The organism is Rhodococcus sp. NPDC057529 (assembly GCF_042802055.1).
GTDB lineage: Bacteria > Actinomycetota > Actinomycetes > Mycobacteriales > Mycobacteriaceae > Rhodococcus_F.
The window spans coordinates 19,394-40,134 of the sequence record NZ_JBHVEY010000005.1; the positions used below are offsets into that span (position 1 = coordinate 19,394).

At 69.4% G+C, this 20,741-nt stretch carries 21 protein-coding genes; 19 read left to right on the plus strand and 2 right to left on the minus strand.

Translation table 11 applies throughout. The annotated features are described in order from the left end of the window. The 7 genes from ACFU5V_RS11045 to ACFU5V_RS11075 all read left to right on the plus strand — a co-directional run bounded on the left by ACFU5V_RS11045 (position 1) and on the right by ACFU5V_RS11075 (position 6,393). Positions 1-576 (plus strand): HIT domain-containing protein, encoded by a 576-nt coding sequence (locus tag ACFU5V_RS11045; protein ID WP_015890535.1) that lies wholly within the window; start codon positions 1-3, stop codon positions 574-576. Positions 577-655: 79 nt separating this feature from the next. Beyond that, positions 656-1,321 carry a phosphatidylinositol phosphate synthase gene (pgsA, locus tag ACFU5V_RS11050; RefSeq protein ID WP_206005101.1) on the plus strand — a complete coding sequence of 222 codons (666 nt, stop codon included), beginning with the start codon at positions 656-658 and terminating at the stop codon, positions 1,319-1,321. Continuing rightward, complete coding sequence (locus ACFU5V_RS11055; protein ID WP_378699133.1) at positions 1,318-2,223, plus strand: phosphatidylinositol mannoside acyltransferase; 906 nt, start codon at positions 1,318-1,320, stop codon at positions 2,221-2,223. The genes pgsA and ACFU5V_RS11055 overlap by 4 nt, the downstream gene beginning before the upstream one ends. Beyond that, a complete protein-coding gene (locus ACFU5V_RS11060; protein ID WP_378699135.1) occupies positions 2,220-3,347 on the plus strand; it encodes a glycosyltransferase family 4 protein in 1,128 nt (375 codons plus the stop codon). The genes ACFU5V_RS11055 and ACFU5V_RS11060 overlap by 4 nt, the downstream gene beginning before the upstream one ends. Further along, a complete protein-coding gene (locus ACFU5V_RS11065; protein ID WP_378699137.1) occupies positions 3,344-4,366 on the plus strand; it encodes an NUDIX domain-containing protein in 1,023 nt (340 codons plus the stop codon). The genes ACFU5V_RS11060 and ACFU5V_RS11065 overlap by 4 nt, the downstream gene beginning before the upstream one ends. Before the next feature lie 151 nt (positions 4,367-4,517). Then, a complete protein-coding gene (gene pdxS / locus ACFU5V_RS11070) occupies positions 4,518-5,420 on the plus strand; it encodes a pyridoxal 5'-phosphate synthase lyase subunit PdxS (protein WP_015890540.1) in 903 nt (300 codons plus the stop codon). Positions 5,421-5,571: 151 nt separating this feature from the next. Continuing rightward, positions 5,572-6,393, plus strand: coding sequence for an acyl-CoA thioesterase (locus tag ACFU5V_RS11075; protein ID WP_378699139.1), 822 nt, complete (start codon positions 5,572-5,574; stop codon positions 6,391-6,393). A 6-nt stretch (positions 6,394-6,399) separates the two neighbouring features. On the opposite strand, the gene ACFU5V_RS11080 is transcribed toward ACFU5V_RS11075, so the two are convergent. Then, positions 6,400-7,023: a hypothetical protein gene (locus ACFU5V_RS11080; protein ID WP_378439009.1), complete on the minus strand. Its 624-nt coding sequence runs from the start codon at positions 7,021-7,023 to the stop codon at positions 6,400-6,402. Between the two features lie 56 nt (positions 7,024-7,079). Between ACFU5V_RS11080 and ACFU5V_RS11085 the strand changes: the two genes are divergently transcribed. Beyond that, a complete protein-coding gene (locus tag ACFU5V_RS11085) occupies positions 7,080-7,934 on the plus strand; it encodes an acyl-CoA thioesterase (RefSeq protein ID WP_378699141.1) in 855 nt (284 codons plus the stop codon). Next, the gene (gene pdxT, locus ACFU5V_RS11090; protein ID WP_087555886.1) at positions 7,931-8,539 is read left to right on the plus strand and encodes a pyridoxal 5'-phosphate synthase glutaminase subunit PdxT; all 609 of its coding nucleotides are present in this window, start codon (positions 7,931-7,933) and stop codon (positions 8,537-8,539) included. Before ACFU5V_RS11085 ends, pdxT begins: the two co-directional genes overlap by 4 nt. A gap of 151 nt (positions 8,540-8,690) precedes the next feature. Here pdxT and ACFU5V_RS11095 read toward each other — a convergent pair whose 3' ends face one another. Next, on the minus strand, positions 8,691-9,047 hold the full coding sequence (locus tag ACFU5V_RS11095) for a GntR family transcriptional regulator (protein WP_378699143.1): 357 nt from the start codon (positions 9,045-9,047) through the stop codon (positions 8,691-8,693). Between the two features lie 144 nt (positions 9,048-9,191). On the opposite strand from ACFU5V_RS11095, the gene ACFU5V_RS11100 reads away from it, so the two are divergent. The 10 genes from ACFU5V_RS11100 (at position 9,192) to ACFU5V_RS11145 (ending at position 20,651) form a co-directional block, all read left to right on the plus strand. Beyond that, positions 9,192-9,944, plus strand: a complete 753-nt coding sequence (locus tag ACFU5V_RS11100) for a YebC/PmpR family DNA-binding transcriptional regulator (protein WP_072942248.1) — start codon at positions 9,192-9,194, stop codon at positions 9,942-9,944. Between the two features lie 136 nt (positions 9,945-10,080). Next, the gene (ruvC, locus tag ACFU5V_RS11105) at positions 10,081-10,650 is read left to right on the plus strand and encodes a crossover junction endodeoxyribonuclease RuvC (protein WP_087555889.1); all 570 of its coding nucleotides are present in this window, start codon (positions 10,081-10,083) and stop codon (positions 10,648-10,650) included. Then, positions 10,647-11,249, plus strand: coding sequence for a Holliday junction branch migration protein RuvA (ruvA, locus tag ACFU5V_RS11110; RefSeq protein WP_378439000.1), 603 nt, complete (start codon positions 10,647-10,649; stop codon positions 11,247-11,249). Before ruvC ends, ruvA begins: the two co-directional genes overlap by 4 nt. Continuing rightward, positions 11,246-12,343: a Holliday junction branch migration DNA helicase RuvB gene (gene ruvB / locus ACFU5V_RS11115; RefSeq protein ID WP_378438998.1), complete on the plus strand. Its 1,098-nt coding sequence runs from the start codon at positions 11,246-11,248 to the stop codon at positions 12,341-12,343. Before ruvA ends, ruvB begins: the two co-directional genes overlap by 4 nt. A gap of 136 nt (positions 12,344-12,479) precedes the next feature. Further along, complete coding sequence (yajC, locus tag ACFU5V_RS11120) at positions 12,480-12,872, plus strand: preprotein translocase subunit YajC (protein WP_378438996.1); 393 nt, start codon at positions 12,480-12,482, stop codon at positions 12,870-12,872. 144 nt (positions 12,873-13,016) lie between these two features. Beyond that, on the plus strand, positions 13,017-14,678 hold the full coding sequence (gene secD / locus ACFU5V_RS11125) for a protein translocase subunit SecD (RefSeq protein WP_378699146.1): 1,662 nt from the start codon (positions 13,017-13,019) through the stop codon (positions 14,676-14,678). After that, positions 14,675-15,904, plus strand: coding sequence for a protein translocase subunit SecF (secF, locus tag ACFU5V_RS11130; protein ID WP_378699148.1), 1,230 nt, complete (start codon positions 14,675-14,677; stop codon positions 15,902-15,904). Before secD ends, secF begins: the two co-directional genes overlap by 4 nt. A 1-nt stretch (position 15,905) precedes the next feature. Then, entirely contained in the window at positions 15,906-17,642 is a 1,737-nt protein-coding gene (locus ACFU5V_RS11135) for an ABC transporter substrate-binding protein (protein WP_378699150.1), read from the plus strand. Then, positions 17,639-18,172 carry an adenine phosphoribosyltransferase gene (locus ACFU5V_RS11140; protein ID WP_378699152.1) on the plus strand — a complete coding sequence of 178 codons (534 nt, stop codon included), beginning with the start codon at positions 17,639-17,641 and terminating at the stop codon, positions 18,170-18,172. The genes ACFU5V_RS11135 and ACFU5V_RS11140 overlap by 4 nt, the downstream gene beginning before the upstream one ends. A gap of 103 nt (positions 18,173-18,275) precedes the next feature. Beyond that, positions 18,276-20,651: a RelA/SpoT family protein gene (locus ACFU5V_RS11145; protein WP_378699154.1), complete on the plus strand. Its 2,376-nt coding sequence runs from the start codon at positions 18,276-18,278 to the stop codon at positions 20,649-20,651. Positions 20,652-20,741 lie beyond the last annotated feature (90 nt).

Sequence of the window (20,741 nt, forward strand, 5' to 3'; positions counted from 1 at the left end):
ATGACCGGAGGTGACGACGTGACCGCCGACGAGATGCTCGGCGGCCCCGGCCGCCTCGTCGACCGCGGCCCCGGCGAGCCCGATCACCTTCAGCGGATCTGGTCGCCGCACCGCATGTCGTACATCGCCGAGACGCCGAAGTCGCGCGACACCCCGAACGAGCCGTTCATCGACATCCCGAAGATGGACGACGAGGACGGGCTGATCGTCGCCCGCGGGGAGCACGTGTACGCGGTGCTCAACCTGTACCCGTACAACCCGGGGCACCTGATGGTGGTGCCCTACCGCAAGGTCGCGGCGCTCGAGGACCTGACGGAAGAGGAGAGCGCCGAGCTGATGTCGTTCACGCAGCAGGCGCTGCGCGTGATCAAACGGGTGTCGCGGCCGGACGGTTTCAACGTCGGCCTCAATCTCGGTGCGGCGGCGGGTGGTTCGCTCGCCGAGCACCTGCATCAGCACATCGTTCCGCGCTGGGGCGGGGACGCGAACTTCATCACGGTCCTCGCCGGGGTCAAGGTCATGCCGCAGTTGCTGCGCGAGACCCGGGGGCTGCTGGCGAAGGCCTGGAATGAATGACGCGATAGATGAGTGACGCGCGAGTCGCTGACTCACGCGTTCGGGGTTCCTGTCGGGAAGTGAAGAACGGGGTGGAGAGGTGCTGAGCTTCTTCGGGCGGGCATCGGTGTCCAAGGTGACGGCGCCGCTGGGGAAGGCCCTGGTCAAGACCGGGCTCACCCCCGATTCCGTTACCGTCATCGGCACCGTCGCGACCGTGGCGGGTGCGGTCACGCTGTTTCCCAGCGGACATCTGTTCTGGGGAGCGATGTTCATCTGGCTGTTCGTGATGTTCGACATGCTGGACGGCGCGATGGCACGCGCGCGGGGCGGCGGGACCCGGTACGGCGCCGTCCTCGACGCCACCTGCGACCGGGTGGCCGACGGCGCGATCTTCGCCGGCCTCGCCTGGTGGGCCGTCTACCACGAGAACAGCAAGCCGCTGCTGATCGCGACGCTGCTGTGCCTCGTCACCTCGCAGGTGATCTCGTACGCCAAGGCGCGCGCCGAGGCGAGCGGACTGTCCGCCGACGGCGGGCTCATCGAACGACCCGATCGGCTGATCATCGTGCTCGTCGGCGCCGGCGTCACCGGGCTCGGAGTGCCGTGGGCCGTGCACGTCGCGATGTGGTTGCTGTCGGTGGGCAGCGTGATCACCGTGTTCCAGCGCGTCCTGGCGGTCCGCCGGTCGCCGGGGGCGCGGGACGTGCTGCCCCTGCCGCCCGCGGACGCGACGCCGGAAGACGGACAGGCGACTGCGCAGTGAGCGGCGTGTCCGAACGCCTCAGCGACCTGGGGTACGCGGCCGGCTGGCGGTTGGTGCGTGCCCTGCCCGAGAAGGCCGCGGTCACCCTGTTCGACAAGGGAGCGGACTTCGCCGTCCGGAACGGTGGCCCGGACCAGTTGCGCCGCAATCTCGCCCGCGTGCTGGGTGTGCCCGCCGCGGAGGTGCCGGACACGCTGATGCGGGCGTCGATGCGGTCCTACGCGCGGTACTGGCGGGAGGCCTTCCGGCTGCCGTCGATGGATCTGGTGAAGACCGGCGCCGCCCTCGACGAGCTGATCGAGGGACAGAAGCATCTCGACGCCGCGAAAGAAGCAGGCACGGGCGCGATTCTCGCACTTCCGCACAGCGGGAACTGGGACATGGCCGGCGTGTGGTGCGCCCAGCACTGGGGTGGCCTGTCCACGGTCGCCGAACGGCTGAAACCCGAATCGCTGTACCAGCGGTTCGTCGACTACCGCGAAGGCCTCGGCTTCGAGATCTTCCCGCTCAGCGGCGGCGAGCACCCCCCGTTCGTGGAACTGTCGGAGCGGCTGCGGGACAACGGCATCGTGTGCCTGCTCGGTGAACGCGACCTGGCGAAGAAGGGGGTCCCGGTGACGTTCTTCGGGGAACCGACCCGGATGCCCGCCGGTCCTGCCAAGCTGGCGATCGACACCGGTGCGCCGCTGCTGCCGGTGCACTGCTGGTTCACCGACGGCGGGTGGGGTTTCCGCATCGACCCGCCGATCGACACGACCGCGGGAGTGACCGCGGCGACACAGGCCCTGGCGGACCGGTTCGAGGCCAACATCGCGGCACATCCCGAGGACTGGCACATGCTTCAGCCGCTGTGGCTGTCCGACCTGTCGCAGGCGAGGCTCTCCCGCATGGAGAACTCGTGAAGATCGGTATGGTCTGCCCGTACTCGTTCGACGTCCCGGGCGGAGTGCAGGCCCACGTCGTCGACCTCGCGGAGGTCCTGATCGAGCGCGGGCACAAGGTGAGCGTCCTGGCGCCGGCGTCCGACGACGTCGACCTGCCCGGTTTCGTCGTGTCGGCGGGACGCGCCCTCGCCATTCCCTACAACGGTTCGGTGGCCCGGCTGAGTTTCGGCCCCGCCGCGAGTGCCCGGGTCCGGCGCTGGATCTCGGACAACGACTTCGACGTCCTGCACATCCACGAGCCCAACGCGCCGAGCCTGTCCATGCTCGCCATGCGGGTGGCGGAGGGGCCCATCGTGGCGACGTTCCACACCTCGACCACGAAGTCGTTGGTGCTGAGCACGTTTCAGGGTGTACTCCAGCCGTATCTCGAGAAGATCAGCGGGCGCATCGCGGTATCGGAGCTCGCGCGGCGCTGGCAGGTGGAATCGCTCGGCTCCGACGCCGTCGAGATCCCCAACGGTGTCGACGTCCCGGCGTTCGCGAACGCCGAACCGCTGCCCGGCTACCCGCGCCCCGGCAAGACCATCCTCTTCCTCGGCCGCTACGACGAGCCCCGCAAGGGCATGGCCGTGCTCCTGAAGGCGCTGCCCGCGCTGGTGGAGAAGTATCCCGACCTCGAGGTGCTGGTCGTCGGCCGCGGCGACGAGGACAAGTTGCGCCGCGAGGCGGGCCCGGTCTTCGGGCATCTGCGTCTGCTCGGCCAGGTCGACGACGCCGAGAAGGCGTCGGCGCTGCGGAGCGCCGACGTGTACTGCGCCCCCAACCTCGGCGGTGAGAGTTTCGGCATCGTGCTGGTGGAGGCGATGGCCGCCGGAGCGGCCGTCGTTGCGAGCGAACTGGACGCGTTCCGCCGGGTCCTGCGGGACGGCCAGGCGGGCGTGCTGGTGCCGGTGGGGGATGCGGCGGCGCTCGCCGCCGGGATCGACTCGGTGCTCGGCGACCCGGAGCACAGCGCCGCGCTCACCGACGTCGGCCGCACGGTGGTCACCGAATACGACTGGCCGGTGGTGGCCGAGCAGATCCTGCGCGTCTACGAGACGGTCACCGTCGGCCGCGACGGCGTCCGGGAGGTCGGCTCGTGACGCTCTCCGCCCTCACGATCCTGGTTCTCGCGCTGGTCGCGGCCGTCGTCCTCGCGATCGGCCTGTGGGCGTACGGCACGGCGAACCGCCTCGACCGCCTGCACGTCCGCTCCGACCTGTCCTGGCAGGCCCTCGACGCGGCCCTCGCCCGCCGGGCGGTGGTCGTCCGCGCGGCGGCCGCGGCGATGGACCCACCCGACGGCAGGTCGCTGGCCGCGCTGGCGGCCAGGGCCGAACGGTCGGACCGGGCCGACCGGGAGATCGCCGAGAACGCGTTGTCCAGCGCACTCTCGTCGCTGGACCCGGACACCCTGCGCCCCCAGCTGGTGGCGGAACTCGCCGATGCCGAGGCGCGGGTGCTGATCGCCCGCCGATTCCACAACGACGCCGTCCGCGACACCCTCGCCCTGCGCACCCGGCGGCCCGTCCGGTGGCTGCACCTCGGCGGCACGGCCCCGCTGCCGACGTACTTCGAGATCACCGAACGCTCGTCCGCCGCCGCGGTCACCGAGGGCCTGTCCCTCGACTCCGTCAGGACGTCCGCCCGGGTGGTGCTGCTCGACGGTGACGGCCGGGTGCTGCTGCTGCGGGGACACGACCCCACCGTCCCCGACATCTACTACTGGTTCACGATCGGCGGCGCCGTCGAGAAGGGCGAGAACTTGCGGGCGGCCGCGGTCCGGGAGATCGCCGAGGAGACCGGGCACACCGCATCACCCGAGTCGCTGCGCGGACCGATGTGGCGCCGGGTGGCGATCTTCTCCTGGAACGGGCAGCTCATCCGCTCCGAGGAGCTGTTCTTCGCGTTGCGTACCGACGGGTTCGAGCCGCACCACGGCGGCTTCACCGAACTCGAGAGCCGCACCATCACCGGTCACCGGTGGTGCACCGCGGACACGGTGCGGGACCTGGCGGCGGCGGGCGAAGCCGTGTACCCGCACGACCTCGCGGATCTCCTCGACGAGGCCGAAGCGGTCGCCGTTGCCGACGACGACCCCGAGGTGCGCGCGATCACCTGAGCCGCCCGCAGGTCCGGAGAAAGCCAGCAATCGCGGACTGGCTACGGAAGTGGACTGGCGTTCGTCCTAGAATCGGGTACTGCAGCGTGAACGTCGTCGCTCACGCATGCCGCTATCGCAACCAATCCACGCCACACCTCAGGAGTTCGCTGTGAGCACCCCCGACACCACCCCCACCACCGGTACGGCGCGCGTCAAGCGCGGCATGGCCGAGATGTTGAAGGGCGGGGTCATCATGGACGTCGTCACCCCCGACCAGGCGAAGATCGCCGAGGATGCCGGTGCCGTCGCGGTGATGGCACTCGAGCGGGTGCCCGCGGACATCCGCGCCCAGGGCGGCGTGTCCCGGATGAGCGACCCGGACATGATCGACGGCATCATCTCCGCCGTCTCGATCCCGGTGATGGCCAAGGCCCGGATCGGGCACTTCGTCGAGGCCCAGATCCTGCAGTCGCTCGGTGTCGACTACATCGACGAGTCGGAGGTCCTGACGCCCGCCGACTACGCCAACCACATCGACAAGTGGAAGTTCACCGTTCCGTTCGTCTGTGGTGCCACCAATCTCGGTGAGGCCCTGCGCCGCATCACCGAGGGTGCGGCGATGATCCGCTCGAAGGGTGAGGCCGGCACCGGCGACGTGTCCAATGCGACCACCCACATGCGCACCATCGGCGGGGAGATCCGCCGGTTGACGTCGCTGAGCGAGGACGAGCTGTACGTGGCGGCCAAGGAGCTGCAGGCCCCGTACGATCTGGTCGTCGAGGTCGCCAAGGCCGGGAAGTTGCCGGTCACCATGTTCACCGCCGGTGGCATCGCCACCCCGGCGGACGCGGCGATGATGATGCAGCTCGGCGCGGAGGGTGTGTTCGTCGGATCCGGCATCTTCAAGTCGGGCAACCCGGCCGAGCGCGCCGCGGCGATCGTCAAGGCGACCACGTTCTTCGACGACCCGGACGTTCTCGCGAAGGTGTCCCGCGGGCTGGGCGAGGCGATGGTCGGCATCAACGTCGACGACATCCCCGTCCCGCACCGGCTCGCCGAACGCGGCTGGTGATCCCCGCGCTCGAGCACTGATCGAGCGTCGGCGCTCCCGGCACTGCTCTTCCGCTCGCACCGCACGAGGCCCCACCGGGGCCCGTGCGGTGCGGTCCGGTGCGCGGGCCCGTGGGAGAGTGTCAGCGGACGAGCATCGGAAAGGGCCGTGGATGGCGACGATCGAAGAGATTCTGGAAGTGGAACGCCTCGAGGAGAACATCTTCCGGGGCATAGCGACCGAGACTCTCCTGCCCCGCACGTTCGGCGGGCAGGTGGCGGGTCAGGCACTGGTGGCGGCGGTCCGCACGGTCGAACCCCGGTTCGCGGTGCATTCGCTGCACGGCTACTTCCTCCGTCCCGGCAATCCCGCGATGCCGATCGTGTACCTCGTGGACCGGATCCGGGACGGCCGCTCGTTCGTCACCCGGCGGGTCAGCGCCGTGCAGGACGGCCAGGCCATCTTCACGATGTCGGCGTCCTTCCAGGTCGACGACGTGGGCATCGAGCACCAGGACGAGATGCCGGTGGTCCCGCCGCCGGATTCGCTGCCGTTCGCCAGCGAGTCCGAGGACCCGGAGATCGCCTGGCTGGCCCGCGAGTGGTCCGACTGGGACATCCGGATCGTCGGACACGGCGAGGTCGACCGCATCCGCGGTGCGGCAGCGCAACAGCAGGCGTGGTTCCGGTCCCGCCGGACGCTGCCCGACGACCCCGTCTTCCACGTCTGCGCGCTGGCGTACATGAGCGACATGACGCTCATCGGTTCCGCGATGACACCGCATCCCGGTGTCGAGATCGACGGTGCCTCACTCGATCACGCGCTGTGGTTCCTGCGCCCGTTCCGCGCCGACGAATGGCTGCTGTACGACCAGACGTCGCCGTCCGCCGGCTTCGGCCGGGCGCTCGCGCAGGGACGGATCTTCGACCGGAAGGGGAATCTGGTCGCCGCCGTGGTGCAGGAAGGACTGACCCGGTTCCTGCGCGCGAGGTGACCGGTCTCAGCGGCCCGCCCGGACCGCGGGTTTCGGCGGATGGTCGTACCGCACCAGCAGATCGGGTTCGCCCGTGACGTCGGCGGCGCGGCGCAGCAACGCGGGCACGGTCCATCGTTGATCGGCCGGGGTGCGGCGCAGCAGGGCACCTTCACCCAGGTGGAGGTGCACGGTGACGTCGAAGTCGAGGTCCCGGCCGAGCAGCATCGGGCCGGTCACGAGAAGCACCTGCCCGTCGGCCGCGGGCACGCGGGCACAGCGGGCGGAGCGATCCTCGGCCTCGTCCCACAGCCGCGGCAACCACCGGCGGTCGGCGCGGACCGACCGCACCACCTCCCGGTTCAGTGCGTCGTAGTCGAACCAGAGCGTGCGGTAGCTGAGTTCGTCGTCACGTCCGTGCTCGAACCGCAGGGAGGCCGGCCGGACGTAGTCGTGGACGGACACGACGTCGCAGGGCCGGCCGCGTTCGCGCAGCGACGCGCAGATCGCGTCCGCGAGGGGGAGCGGCTGCGCGGCGTCGGGGGCATCGATCGCGACGACGGCGGTGCCGTCCACCGCGAGACAACGTTCGGCGACGAGTGCGACGAGACCGTCCGGGCTCGTCGGTGTGAACATCGTCATGGCACCCATGGTGCCTCGAGCCCGAACCGGGCGGATAACCTTGACCAGGCACAGAAGGAGGGCGGATGGCGAGCATCGAGGACATTCTCGAACTCGAAGCGCTGGAGAAGGACATCTTCCGCGGGTCGGTTCATCCGTCCGTGCTGAAGAGGACGTTCGGCGGGCAGGTCGCTGGTCAATCGCTCGTCTCCGCCGTCCGCACCGTCGACGAGAGATTCGAGGTGCACTCCCTGCACGGGTACTTCCTGCGCCCCGGAAATCCGGTGGAACCCACCGTGTACCTCGTCGACCGGATCCGGGACGGCCGGTCCTTCTGCACCCGGCGGGTCACGGGCATCCAGGACGGCAAGGCGATCTTCACCATGTCGGCGTCGTTCCACTCGCAGGACGAGGGCATCGAGCACCAGGACACGATGCCGTCGGTCCCCGAGCCCGAGGAACTCGTCGACGCACAGACCGTCGAGGAGCTTGCCGCCACCGATCTCTACCGGGAGTGGAAGGAATGGGACGTCCGTATCGTTCCGGCCGACTGCACCAGGAAGACTACCGGAATCGCCGCACAGCAACGCGTGTGGATGCGCTATCGCAGCAAGCTGCCCGACGATCAGGTCTTCCACATCTGCACCCTCGCCTACCTCAGTGACATGACGCTCCTCGGTGCGTCGAAGGTCCCGCACCCGGGGGTGATCACCCAGACCGCGTCGCTCGACCACGCCATGTGGTTCCTGCGCCCGTTCCGCGCCGACGAGTGGCTGCTCTACGACCAGACCTCACCCTCCGCCGGCTTCGGCCGCGCCCTCACCCAGGGCCGCATGTTCGACCGGAACGGCACCATGGTCGCCGCCGTGGTGCAGGAGGGGTTGACCCGTATTCAGCGCGATCAGGACCAGCGCGACATCGAGACAGGAAACATGGCATGACCCGCCCCCTCGTCGGAGTACTCGCCCTGCAGGGCGACGTCCGTGAACACCTTGCCGCACTGAACGATTCGGGCGCCGACGCCGTGGGCATCCGTCGCCCGGAGGAGCTCGAGAAGATCGACGGCCTGGTGATCCCGGGCGGTGAGTCGACGACGATGAGCAAGCTGCTGCAGATCTTCGAGCTGCTCGAGCCGCTGAAGGCCCGTCTGCGCGACGGGTTGCCCGCCTACGGGTCCTGCGCCGGGATGATCCTCCTCGCGAGCGAGATCCTCGACACCCGGCCCGACGCCCAGCATCTCGGCGCCATCGACATGACCGTGCGCCGCAACGCATTCGGCCGTCAGGTCGATTCCTTCGAGTCCGACCTCGAATTCGAGGGAATCGTCGGCGACCCGATGCGGGCCGTGTTCATCCGGGCCCCGTGGGTGGAGCGCGTCGGCGACGACGTCCAGGTCCTCGCCCGGGTGCCCGAGTCGGGTGGCGCGGCCGCCGGGCGCATCGTCGCCGTGCGGCAGGGTTCCGTGGTGGCGACGTCGTTCCACCCGGAGGTCACGGGGGACCGGCGAGTGCACGAGTTGTTCGTCGACATCGTCCGCGGGGTCTGACCCGCCGGGCGAGGCGCGACGAGCGTGTTGAGGAGCGCCGCACCCTGGGCTGCGCCGTCGACGGTGGCGGGGAGTCAGAGCGCGGCGTCGGTGCGGATCCGGGCCGCGACGACACCGGCGATGCAGGCGGGGAGGCGCGTGCGGGACGTCGTCATTGTGTCGTGGTCTCCTTGATCACGTCGAGCATCTGTTCGGTGTCGAGTCCGAGGCGTCGTGCCTCGGCGACGAAAGTGCGTGCGGCTTCGGTCAATCCGGTGCGGATCGGGTCCGTGTCGGCGCGCACGACCGCGCCCCGGCCACGGCGGAGGTCGATCAGCCCCTCGTCGCGCAGAACGGCGTAGGCACGGAGCACCGTGTGGAGGTTGACGTCGATGGACTCGGCCAGCGCCCGGGCGGAGGGCAGCCGGTCGCCCGCGCCGATCTCGCCGCGCAGGAACGCGCCGCGCACATTGGCGGCGATCTGGTCGCCCAGTGGGGTGCCGGAGCTGTGGTCGACCCGCATCAACATGTTTGCATTCTATGCAAACAATGGTGACTTGTGCGAGTTGTTACCCCGGGATCGCGCAGGGGCGGCCGGGCTGCGGGTAACATCGTCAAAGCTGAAACCGCGCATTCGGCGTGCCAAAAGCAGCAGGAAAGGGGCTTGAATCGCATGAGCGGCCACTCCAAATGGGCCACCACCAAGCACAAGAAGGCTGTGATCGATGCCAAGCGTGGCAAAGCCTTCGCGAAGCTGATCAAGAACATCGAGGTGGCGGCCCGTACCGGCGGTGGCGACCCTGCGGGAAACCCCACCCTGTACGACGCCATCCAGAAGGCCAAGAAGACGTCGGTCCCCAACGACAACATCGAGCGTGCCCGCAAGCGCGGTGCCGGTGAAGAAGCGGGCGGCGCCGACTGGCAGACCATCATGTACGAGGGCTACGGACCCAACGGCGTCGCCGTCCTCATCGAATGCCTCACCGACAACCGCAACCGTGCGGCCGGCGAGGTGCGGACCGCGATGACCCGCAACGGCGGCAACATGGCCGACCCGGGTTCGGTGTCCTACCTGTTCGCCCGCAAGGGCGTCGTCACCCTGGAGAAGGGCGATCAGACCGAGGACGACGTGCTCATGGCGGTCCTCGACGCGGGCGCCGAAGAGGTCACCGACCTCGGCGAGACGTTCGAGATCGTGAGCGAGCCCACCGACCTCGTGGCCGTGCGCAGCGCCCTGCAGGAGGCGGGCATCGACTACGACTCCGCCGAGGCCGACTTCCGTGCATCCGTCGAGGTCCCGGTCGACGCCGACGGGGCCCGCAAGGTGTTCAAGCTCGTCGACGCGCTCGAGGAGTCCGACGACGTGCAGAACGTCTACACCAACGTCGACCTCTCCGACGAGGTGCTCGCCGAACTCGACGATTGATCACGCGGACGCACGGCGCGGGGCGGGGGAGCGGTGCTCGCCCGCCCCGCCGCGTTCTGCGTGTTGGTGCGCCGGCACGTCCGACCCCACGGCTAAGCTATCGAACAGCTGTTCGGCGTGGGAGAGGTGGCTGTGCGTGCGTGTGCTGGGTGTGGATCCCGGTCTGACCCGGTGTGGATTCGGAGTGGTGGACGGCGGCAACGGTCGCACCGTCACACCGGTCGCCGTCGACGTGGTCCGAACCCCGGCGGACCTCGAATTGTCGTCCCGGCTGCTGCGGATCTCCGAGGCCGCCGAATCGTGGATCGATCTGCACCGGCCCGAGGTCGTGGCGATCGAGCGGGTGTTCTCCCAGCACAACGTGCGCACCGCGATGGGTACCGCGCAGGCCGGCGGCGTCGTCGCCCTCGCCGCCGCGCGCCGCGGCATCCCCGTGTGTTTCCATACCCCCAGTGAGGTCAAGGCGGCCGTCACCGGAAGCGGATCGGCAGACAAAGCTCAGGTGACGGCAATGGTGACACGCATCCTCAAGCTGGCGGCCGCGCCCAAACCGGCCGACGCCGCGGATGCGCTGGCCCTGGCGATCTGCCATTGCTGGCGAGCGCCGATGATCGAACGCATGGCCCGCGCCGAGGCCGCGGCCGCCGAACAGAAACGTCGCTACCAGGCCCGACTGGCCGAAGTGAAGAAGGCAGGTACACGATGATCGCGTCCGTCCGCGGCGAGGTGCTCGAGATCGCCCTCGACCATGCGGTGATCGAATCCGCGGGAGTGGGGTACCGCGTGAACGCGACCCCGGCCACGCTCGGTGGGCTGCAGCGGGGAACCGAGGCCCGGCTGGTCACGGCGATGATCGTCCGCGAGGACTCGATGACGCTGTACGGGTTCCCCGACTCGGAGTCCAAGGAGTTGTTCGGGCTGCTCCAGACGGTGTCGGGGGTCGGTCCGCGCCTGGCGATGGCGACACTCGCCGTCCTCGAACCGGAAGCGTTGCGGGCCGCGCTCGCCGAGGGCAACGTCACGGCACTCACCCGGGTGCCGGGCATCGGCAAGCGCGGGGCCGAGCGGATGGTCGTCGAACTGCGAGACAAGGTCGACGCGGTCGCGTCCACGTCCGGGGCGGTGCCGCTCGGCGCGGGCGGCGGCGGATCGGTCCGCGACCAGATCGTCGAGGCGCTCGTCGGGCTCGGGTTCCCTGCCAAGCAGGCCGAGCAGGCTACCGACTCCGTCCTCGCCGAGGCGCCCGAGTCGACCACCTCGTCCGCGCTGCGCTCCGCCCTGTCCCTGCTCGGGAAGACCCGATGACTTCCGAACCCGGCGGCGACTACGACGACGAGTCCCCGGTCTCGGCCGGTCTCGTCGCCGGCGACGGCGACATCGAGGCCAGCCTGCGGCCGAAGAACCTGCACGATTTCATCGGGCAACCGCGGGTCCGGGAGCAGTTGCAACTCGTCCTGACCGGCGCGAAGATGCGCGGCGGCACCCCGGATCACATCCTGCTGTCCGGTCCGCCCGGGCTGGGGAAGACCAGCATGGCGATGATCATCGCCGCCGAACTGGGCTCCTCGCTGCGGCTGACGTCGGGTCCGGCGCTCGAGCGTGCCGGCGACCTGGCCGCCATGCTGAGCAATCTCGTCGAGGGCGACGTGCTGTTCATCGACGAGATCCACCGCATCGCCCGTCCGGCGGAAGAGATGCTCTACCTCGCGATGGAGGACTTCCGGGTCGACGTGGTGGTCGGCAAGGGTCCCGGCGCCACGTCCATCCCCCTGGAGGTCGCGCCGTTCACCCTGGTCGGGGCCACCACCCGGTCGGGTGCGCTCACCGGGCCGCTGCGCGACCGATTCGGGTTCACCGCCCACATGGACTTCTACGAACCGGCGGAGCTGCAGCAGATCCTCCTGCGATCGGCGGGCATCCTCGGGGTGCGACTCGGCGAGGAGGCCGGCGCCGAGATCGCGAGCCGGTCGCGGGGCACGCCCCGGATCGCGAACCGTCTGCTCCGCCGCGTCCGCGACTACGCCGAGGTCCGCGCCGACGGCGTCGTCACCCGCGAGATCGCGCACGCGGCCCTCGCCGTGTACGACGTCGACCAGCTGGGACTCGACCGCCTCGACCGCTCCGTCCTCAGCGCCCTGGTGCGCAGCTTCGGCGGCGGACCGGTCGGGGTGTCGACCCTGGCCGTCGCGGTGGGTGAGGAGCCCGCCACCGTCGAGGAGGTGTGTGAGCCGTTCCTCGTCCGGGCCGGAATGATCGCCCGCACACCCCGCGGCCGTGTCGCCACTGCGGCCGCGTGGATGCAACTGGGCCTGACCCCGCCGCCGGACGCCGTGACCGGCGGAATCGAGGTCCGCGTCAACGAGCCGCAGGCCTCCCTGTTCGATCCTGAAGACCCCTGATCGACGCCGGGAGAAACGCCCGCCCGGTGCCGACCGAACCGGTGCCCGGGCCGGTGATGGCACACTGGTGTATTGCATCGGTCCAACCGGGACCAGTGCTTCGGACCGTGCGACATACCTCGAGGTTGACTTACAGATGGATTTTCTCTTCCCGCTCCTGATTCTGGCGCTGCTCGTCCCGATGTTCCTGGGGATCCGCCGGCAGAAGAAGGAGGCGGCCAAGGTGACCGCTCTGCAGGACTCGCTCTCGGTGGGCGACCGCATCCTCACGACCGCCGGACTGCACGGCACCGTCGTCGCGCTCGGCGACGACACGATCGACCTCGAGATCGCTCCCGGCGTGGTCACCACGTGGTCGCGTCTCGTGGTCCGCGAGCAGATCGTCGACGCCCCGCTGCAGGGTGACGGTGCCATCGACCACGAGTCGATCGATCAGGAATCGATCGGCACCGAGGCCCCCGCCACCGACATCGTGCGCGAGGATCGTGAGAACGGCGGCGACACCCCGCCGCGGTTGAACAAGGACTGACCGGCGCTTCGGCAGCGCACCCGCGCAGCCGTCGCGTCGCGAACGCCCCGGGCACGGCGACCGGGGCACAGCCCTGCGTCGGCCGGTCCCGTGCGCTGTGAGCGCTCCCACCCGAACTGCACGTACTGAGGAGACATAGAGATCGTGGCACCTTCCACAGGATCGGTGCATCCCGTCCGCTACCTCACCGTTTTCGCGGTGCTCGTGGCGGTTCTGTATGCCCTGGTGTTCTTCACCGGCGACAAGTCCGCGACACCCAAGCTGGGCATCGACCTGCAAGGTGGGACCCGAGTCACCCTCACCGCACGCACCCCGGACGGCAGCAAGCCGACGCCGGACAGCCTGCGGCAGGCGCAGGAGATCATCGAGACCCGTGTGAACGGACTCGGCGTGTCCGGCTCCGAGGTGGTCATCGACGGCGACAACCTGGTCATCACCGTGCCCGGCGACGACAGCGCCCAGGCCCGGTCGCTCGGCCAGACGGCGCGGTTGTACGTCCGCCCCGTCCAGACGTCGCAGGCCGCGGCCGCTCCCGGCACGCAGGTGCCCGCCGCCGGTGAGACACCGGCGCAGGCGCCCGCCGGAACCGAGACCCCCGCGCCGCAGAACCGGCCGTTCCCGGCGCAGGATCCGTCCACGTCACCCGAGCCCGCCCCCACGGCGCCCACCGACGAGTCCGGGACCGAGACCGCCGAGGCAGCCGACGAGATCGCGGCCGCCCGGGCCACGCGCCAGAGCACCGACCCCGCGGTGCAGCAGCAGGCGATGGCGACGCTCGACTGCACCGTGCCCGACCCGCTGCGCGGCAACGACGACCCGGCACTGCCGCTGGTCGCGTGCTCCACCGACGGTCAGGCCGTGTACCTGCTCGAACCGGCGATCATCGACGGCCAGGAGATCGCCGACGCGACGTCCGGGTACAACTCCCAGCAGTCGCGGCACGAGGTGAGCCTGACGTTCAAGTCCGAGGGCAGCAACACCTGGGCCACGTTCACGTCGCAGAACATCGGCAAGCAGGCCGCGTTCACGCTCGACTCCAAGGTGGTCAGCGCGCCGGTCGTGCAGGGTGCAACACCCGCAGGCAGTTCGACGTCGATCACCGGTTCGTTCACCGCGGACAGCGCGAAGGAACTCGCGAACACCCTGAAGTACGGTTCGCTGCCGCTGTCGTTCGCGGCGTCGGAGGCCGAGACGGTGTCCGCGACCCTGGGTCTCGCCTCTCTGGAGGCCGGTCTCATCGCCGGTCTGGTGGGTCTGGTCCTGGTGTTGCTCTACTGCCTGCTCTACTACCGCATGCTCGGAGTGCTCACGGCGCTGTCCCTGGTCCTGTCCGGGGTGATGGTCTACGCGATCATGGTGCTGCTCGGCCGGTACATCAACTTCACTCTCGACCTCGCAGGCATCGCCGGCCTGATCATCGGTATCGGCATGACTGCCGACTCGTTCGTGGTGTTCTTCGAGAGAATCAAGGACGAGATGAGAGAGGGCCGCAGTTTCCGGTCCGCCGTTCCGCGCGGCTGGGCCCGTGCACGCCGGACGATCCTGTCCGGTAACGCGGTCAGCTTCATCGCCGCCGCGGTGCTGTACATCCTCGCGGTCGGCCAGGTGCGCGGCTTCGCGTTCACACTCGGCCTGACCACCATCCTCGACGTCGTCGTCGTGTTCCTGGTGACGTGGCCGCTGGTCCACCTGGCCTCGAAGTCGCCGTTCTGGTCCAGGCCGGGTGTCAACGGGCTGGGTGCCGTGCAGCAGATCGCCAAGGAACGCAAGGCTGCCGCAGCGTCGGCGAAGGAGTCACGAGTATGAGCGAATCGACCACGTCGCCCAAGTCTGCCTCGCAGACGGACCCCGAGTCTTCGCTGTCAGATTCGGGCGTCAACCAGACGTCGATGCCCCAGCACAGCTGGCTGTCCCGGCTGTACACCGGAACCGGCGCCTTCGAGGTGGTCGGCCGCCGCCGCTTCTACTACATCCTGACCGGCACGATCGTGCTGATCTCGCTGCTGAGCATCCTCGTCCGCGGATTCACCCTCGGTATCGACTTCGAGGGTGGATCGCGGATCCAGTTCCCCGCGGGCGACGGGATCGACACCGCGCAGGTGGAGAACGTCTACTCCGAGGCGCTGGGTATGGACCCCGTCTCGGTGCAGACGGTCGGCTCCGGTTCGAGTGCAACGGTGCAGATCCGCTCGGAGGCGCTCGACGCGGCCCAGGTGGTGAAGCTTCAGGATGCGCTGTACGACGAGTTCCAGCCGAAGGACAGTGACGGCACCGTCAACGAGAACGTGATCAGCGTCGCCGACGTCAGCGAGACGTGGGGCGGGCAGATCACCCAGAAGGCGCTGATCGCGCTGCTTGTGTTCCTCGTGATCGTCAGCGTGTACATCGCGGTCCGGTTCGAGCGCGACATGGCGATCGCCGCGATCGTCGCACTGTTCTTCGACATCGCCGTCACCGCCGGTGTGTATTCGCTCGTCGGCTTCGAGGTGACCCCCGCGACCGTCATCGGTCTGCTGACGATTCTCGGGTTCTCGCTCTACGACTCGGTGGTGGTGTTCGACAAGGTCGAGGAGAACACCCGGGGAATTCTGCACCTGACCCGACGCACGTACGCGGAGCAGGCGAACCTGGCGGTCAACCAGACGTTGATGCGCTCCATCAACACCACCCTGATCAGCGTGCTGCCGGTGCTCGCGCTGATGGTGGTCGCGGTGTGGATGCTCGGTGTCGGAACGCTGAAGGACCTGGCGCTGGTGCAGCTCGTCGGCATCATCGTCGGTGCGTACTCGTCGATCTTCTTCGCGACTCCGTTGCTGGTCACCCTGAAGGAGCGGTGGGGTCCGGTGGCCGCGCACACACGCAAGGTCCTGGCCCGCCGGGCGACCCTGGCCGGAGGCGGAGCGCACAAGGCCGGCGCCCCGGCGACCGCGGCCGCCACGACGGAGGCCGCCGTGCCGCGCTCCCGAACCGCGTCGACCGCACCCGCTCCGGGCTCCCGCCCCACCGGGAAGCGCAACAAGAAGAGGCACTGACATGCCCGCATCGCACAGCACCCGGCGCGGTGCGCCCACCCGACCCGGCCGGACGGCGGCCGTGTCGGGTGCCGGTCTCCTCGCGACCGTGCTCCTCGCAGGCACCCTCGTCGGGTGTGCCGAGGAGGGCGAGCAGATCCCGTCGATCGGCTACGCCATCGACAACACCGTCACCACCTACAATGCGAACACCGTCGCGGGTGCCGTATCCGGGGCGCGTCAGGCCTTCGCCCGGGTACTGCCCGGGTTCACCTACACGGGGCCCGAAGGCGGACCGGTGGCCGACACGGACATCGGCACCGCCAACGCGATGCCCGGGGACGCTCTCACCATCCAGTACAAACTGAACCCCGACTCCGTCTACTCCGACGGCGTCCCGATGTCCTGCGACGATCTCGTGCTCACGTGGGCGGCGAACAGTGGCCGGTTCCCGATGTTCGATGCGGCGAGCACCGCCGGCTACGCGGACATCGACCGGGTCGACTGCCAGACCGGCGCGAAGGACGCCGTCGTCACGTTCAAGGCGGGACGCAACGTCACGGACTGGAAATCGCTGTTCGGTGCGACGTCGATGATGCCCGCCCATGTGGTCGCCGCCGCGGCGGGGGTCCCCGACATCGTTGCCGCCGTGCAGAGTTCCGATACCGGCGCACTGTCGCGCGTCGCGGACTTCTGGAACGGCGGATGGACGATGATACCGGGCGACCTCGACCTCGCCAAGTTCCCCGCGTCCGGCCCCTACAAGGTCGAATCGTTCTCCGCGGACGAGGGCCTGGTGCTGGTGGCCAACGACCGTTGGTGGGGGAACCGCCCCGCCACGTCCCGGATCGTGGTGTGGCCCAAGTCTTCCGACGTCCGCGCGCGGATCGGTGACGGTTCCGTCGAGGTCGTCGACGTCGCCGCGGGTTCGGCGCCGGATCTGGACCTCGGCGGGTTTGACGTGACCGAGGTGGCCTCCCGCAGCGTCGAGCAGTTCGTCCTGTCCACCTCGGGTCTGTTCGAGAACGCAGCCGGACGGCGCGCGTTCGCGGCCTGCCTGCCCCGCGACGAGCTGGCGTCGAAGTTCGGGCTCGCCGCCGAACCGGACACGGACGGCGCCGGCTCCGGCGCTGCGGTCGACACGCGGGTCACCGCACCCGACAGCCTGGTCCATCAGTCGGTGGCCGGCGCCGTCGGCGGCCGGTACGAGACGGCGGACACCGCTGCGGCCACCGCCGCGCTGGCCGAGACCGACAACACGTCGGCGACCGTCCGGATCGGATATCTGGGGCCGAACCCGCGGCGCGCCGAGATCGTGTCCGCGGTCGCGGCGGCCTGCGCCCCGGCGGGGATCACCGTGCAAGATGTCGCCTCGCCCGACTTCACGCCGTCGATGCTGCGCGGCGGACAGGTGGACGTGGTGCTCGCGGGCACGGCGTCCGCTCCCGGTGCGGCGGGCACCGCCGCGGCCACCACCGCGATGTACGCCCTCCGCAGCGGAAACGGCTCGAATGTCGGCGACTACAGCAACAGTCGCGTCGACCAGATCGTCGACCAGCTCGCCGTCGACGACTCGACCGCCACCCAGCTGTCGCTGTCGACGGAGGCGGAGAACATCCTGTGGTCGGACGTGCCGACGGTGCCGCTGTTCGACCAGCCGCGGACCGTCGCGTTCGCCTCGGGTCTGCAGTCGGGAACGGTCAATCCGACCGTGTCGGGCGCCGGATGGAACATGGACAGGTGGGTTCTGCGCCGGTGACCGATCATTCCGCGGCCCGCGACGCCGTCACCCGGCTCACCCGGTGGGCCGACGACTTCCCGCAACCCGGCGTGCGGTTCGCCGATCTGACGCCCGTCTTCTCCGACGCCGACGGTTTCCGCGTCGTCGTCGACGCGCTCGCCGCGTGCGCCCCGGCGGCGGAGGTGATCGCCGCCGTCGACGCGCGGGGGTTCCTCCTCGGCGGCGGCGTGGCCCGGGAGCTGGGATCCGGTGTGGTGGCCGTGCGGAAGTCGGGCAAACTGCCGCCGCCCGTGCTGTCGCAGGCGTACACCCTCGAATACGGAACGGCCACGCTGGAGATCCCGGCCGGATCGATCGGCCTGGACGGGCGCTCCGTGCTCGTCGTCGACGACGTCCTCGCCACCGGCGGCACCCTCGACGCGACGGCGCGGCTCGTGGAATCCGCAGGTGCCCGCGTGATCGGCATCGCCGTGGTCCTGGAGATCGCCGCGCTGGGCGGCCGGGAGCGCCTCGGAAAGTACCCGCTCACGTCCCTCGTCACGGTCTGAGTACTAAAGTTGGGCCTGGTGGTCGCCACGGCCACCGGGGCGCATGCCCGAGACCAACCAGGGCCCCAGAGCCCGAGCCATTTCAGTGGTAGGAGGTGACGGCATGACTTCGAATCTTGATCGGTCGCAGAACACGGGAACACCCGCGTCTGCGCAATCCGATGCCGAGTCACCTGCAGCGAACCCGGCTTCCGGTAACAACCGTGGAGCACAGGGATTCGCCGTTCCGGCGTCCGCATCGCGCCGGGTACGAGCGCGACTCGCCAGGCGCATCACAGGACAGCGGAACACGACCATCCGGCCGGTTCTCGAACCCCTCGTCAGTCTGCATCGCGAGCTCTACCCCAAGGCGGACCTGGCGCTCCTGCAGCGCGCCTACGACGTGGCCGAGGAGCGGCACGCCAGCCAGCGCCGCAAGTCGGGCGACCCGTACATCACCCATCCGCTCGCCGTCGCCAGCATCCTCGCCGAACTGGGAATGGACACGACCACCCTCGTCGCGGCACTGCTCCACGACACCGTCGAGGACACCGGCTATTCCCTCGAGCAGCTGACCGACGAGTTCGGCGAAGAGGTCGCGCACCTGGTCGACGGGGTCACCAAACTCGACAAGGTGGTGCTCGGCAACGCCGCCGAGGGCGAGACCATCCGCAAGATGATCATCGCGATGGCCCGCGATCCGCGCGTGCTGGTGATCAAGGTGGCCGACCGGCTCCACAACATGCGGACCATGCGGTTCCTGCCACCCGAGAAGCAGGCCCGCAAGGCCCGCGAAACGCTCGAGGTCATCGCGCCGCTGGCCCACCGGCTCGGCATGGCCACCGTGAAATGGGAACTCGAGGACCTGTCGTTCGCGATCCTGCATCCCAAGAAGTACGACGAGATCGTGCGGCTCGTCGCCGACCGGGCGCCGTCCCGCGACACCTACCTGGCGAAGGTGCGCGCGGAGATCAACGCGACCCTCACTGCGTCGCGCATCAACGCGGTCGTCGAGGGCAGGCCCAAGCACTACTGGTCGATCTACCAGAAGATGATCGTCAAGGGCCGCGACTTCGACGACATCCACGACCTGGTCGGGGTGCGGATCCTGTGCGACGAGGTCCGCGACTGTTACGCGGCCGTCGGTGTCGTCCACTCGCTGTGGCAGCCGATGGCGGGCCGGTTCAAGGACTACATCGCGCAGCCGCGCTACGGCGTATACCAGTCGCTGCACACCACCGTCGTCGGACCCGAGGGCAAACCCCTCGAGGTGCAGATCCGCACCCACGACATGCACCGGACCGCGGAGTTCGGCATCGCCGCGCACTGGCGGTACAAGGAGACCAAGGGCAGACACTCCGGTGACGTCGCCGAGGTCGACGACATGGCGTGGATGCGTCAGCTCCTCGACTGGCAGCGTGAGGCCGCGGACCCGGGGGAGTTCCTCGAGTCGCTGCGCTACGACCTCGCGGTCAAGGAGATCTTCGTCTTCACCCCCAAGGGCGACGTGGTGACTCTTCCGGCCGGGTCGACGCCCGTCGACTTCGCGTACGCGGTGCACACGGAGGTCGGGCACCGTTGCATCGGCGCCCGGGTCAACGGCAGGCTGGTGGCACTCGAACGCAAGCTCGAGAACGGCGAGGTGGTGGAGGTCTTCACCTCCAAGGCCGTCAACGCCGGTCCCAGCCGCGACTGGCAGACGTTCGTCGTCTCCCCGCGCGCCAAGACGAAGATCCGGCAGTGGTTCGCCAAGGAACGCCGCGAGGAGGCGCTCGAGGCGGGCAAGGACGCCATCGCGAAGGAGGTGCGGCGGGTCGGCCTGCCGCTGCAGCGCCTGATGAACGCCGAATCGATGGCGTCCATCGCGCACGAACTGCACTACACAGACGTGTCGATGCTGTACACGGCTGTCGGCGAGAGTCACGTGTCGGCGCAGCACGTCGTCCAGCGTCTGGTGGCGCACCTGGGCGGAGTCGGCGACGTCGAGGAGGAGCTGGCCGAGCGGTCCACCCCGTCGACCATGCCGATGCGTCCGCGGAGCACCGGCGACGCGGGCGTGCTGGTTCCCGGTGCGGAGGGCACGGTCGCCAAACTGGCCAAGTGCTGCACACCGGTGCCCGGCGACGAGATCATGGGCTTCGTGACCCGGGGCGGCGCGGTCAGCGTCCACCGCACCGACTGCACCAACGCCGGCTCCCTGCAGGAGCAGTCCGAGCGGATCATCGAGGTCAAGTGGGCGCCGTCCCCGTCGTCGGTGTTCCTGGTGGCGATCCAGATCGAGGCGCTCGATCGGCACAGGCTGCTGTCGGACGTGACGAAGGCGCTCGCCGACGAGAAGGTCAACATCCTGTCGGCGTCGGTGACGACGTCCGGCGACCGGGTGGCGATCAGTAAGTTCACGTTCGAGATGGGCGACCCGAAGCACCTCGGGCACGTGCTGAACGTGGTCCGCAACGTCGAGGGCGTGTACGACGTGTACCGGGTGACGTCCGCGGCGTAGCGGTCGTCCCCGGCGACGAACGGGACGGTCGTTCGATCAGATCGAACGACCGTCCCGTTCGTGCATCCGGGGAGTGGGCAGCCGGCAGGG

Bases quoted from the DNA above. Each gene is read 5' to 3' on its own strand.
- ACFU5V_RS11045 (WP_015890535.1), top strand. From the start codon at position 1: ATGACCGGAGGTGACGACGTGACCGCCGACGAGATGCTCGGCGGCCCC.
- ACFU5V_RS11075 (WP_378699139.1), top strand. From the start codon at position 5,572: ATGGCGACGATCGAAGAGATTCTGGAAGTGGAACGCCTCGAGGAGAAC.
- ACFU5V_RS11080 (WP_378439009.1), bottom strand. From the start codon at position 7,023: ATGGGTGCCATGACGATGTTCACACCGACGAGCCCGGACGGTCTCGTC.
- ACFU5V_RS11085 (WP_378699141.1), top strand. From the start codon at position 7,080: ATGGCGAGCATCGAGGACATTCTCGAACTCGAAGCGCTGGAGAAGGAC.
- pdxT (WP_087555886.1), top strand. From the start codon at position 7,931: ATGACCCGCCCCCTCGTCGGAGTACTCGCCCTGCAGGGCGACGTCCGT.
- ACFU5V_RS11095 (WP_378699143.1), bottom strand. From the start codon at position 9,047: ATGTTGATGCGGGTCGACCACAGCTCCGGCACCCCACTGGGCGACCAG.
- ACFU5V_RS11100 (WP_072942248.1), top strand. From the start codon at position 9,192: ATGAGCGGCCACTCCAAATGGGCCACCACCAAGCACAAGAAGGCTGTG.
- ruvA (WP_378439000.1), top strand. From the start codon at position 10,647: ATGATCGCGTCCGTCCGCGGCGAGGTGCTCGAGATCGCCCTCGACCAT.
- ruvB (WP_378438998.1), top strand. From the start codon at position 11,246: ATGACTTCCGAACCCGGCGGCGACTACGACGACGAGTCCCCGGTCTCG.
- yajC (WP_378438996.1), top strand. From the start codon at position 12,480: ATGGATTTTCTCTTCCCGCTCCTGATTCTGGCGCTGCTCGTCCCGATG.
- secF (WP_378699148.1), top strand. From the start codon at position 14,675: ATGAGCGAATCGACCACGTCGCCCAAGTCTGCCTCGCAGACGGACCCC.
- ACFU5V_RS11135 (WP_378699150.1), top strand. From the start codon at position 15,906: ATGCCCGCATCGCACAGCACCCGGCGCGGTGCGCCCACCCGACCCGGC.
- ACFU5V_RS11145 (WP_378699154.1), top strand. From the start codon at position 18,276: ATGACTTCGAATCTTGATCGGTCGCAGAACACGGGAACACCCGCGTCT.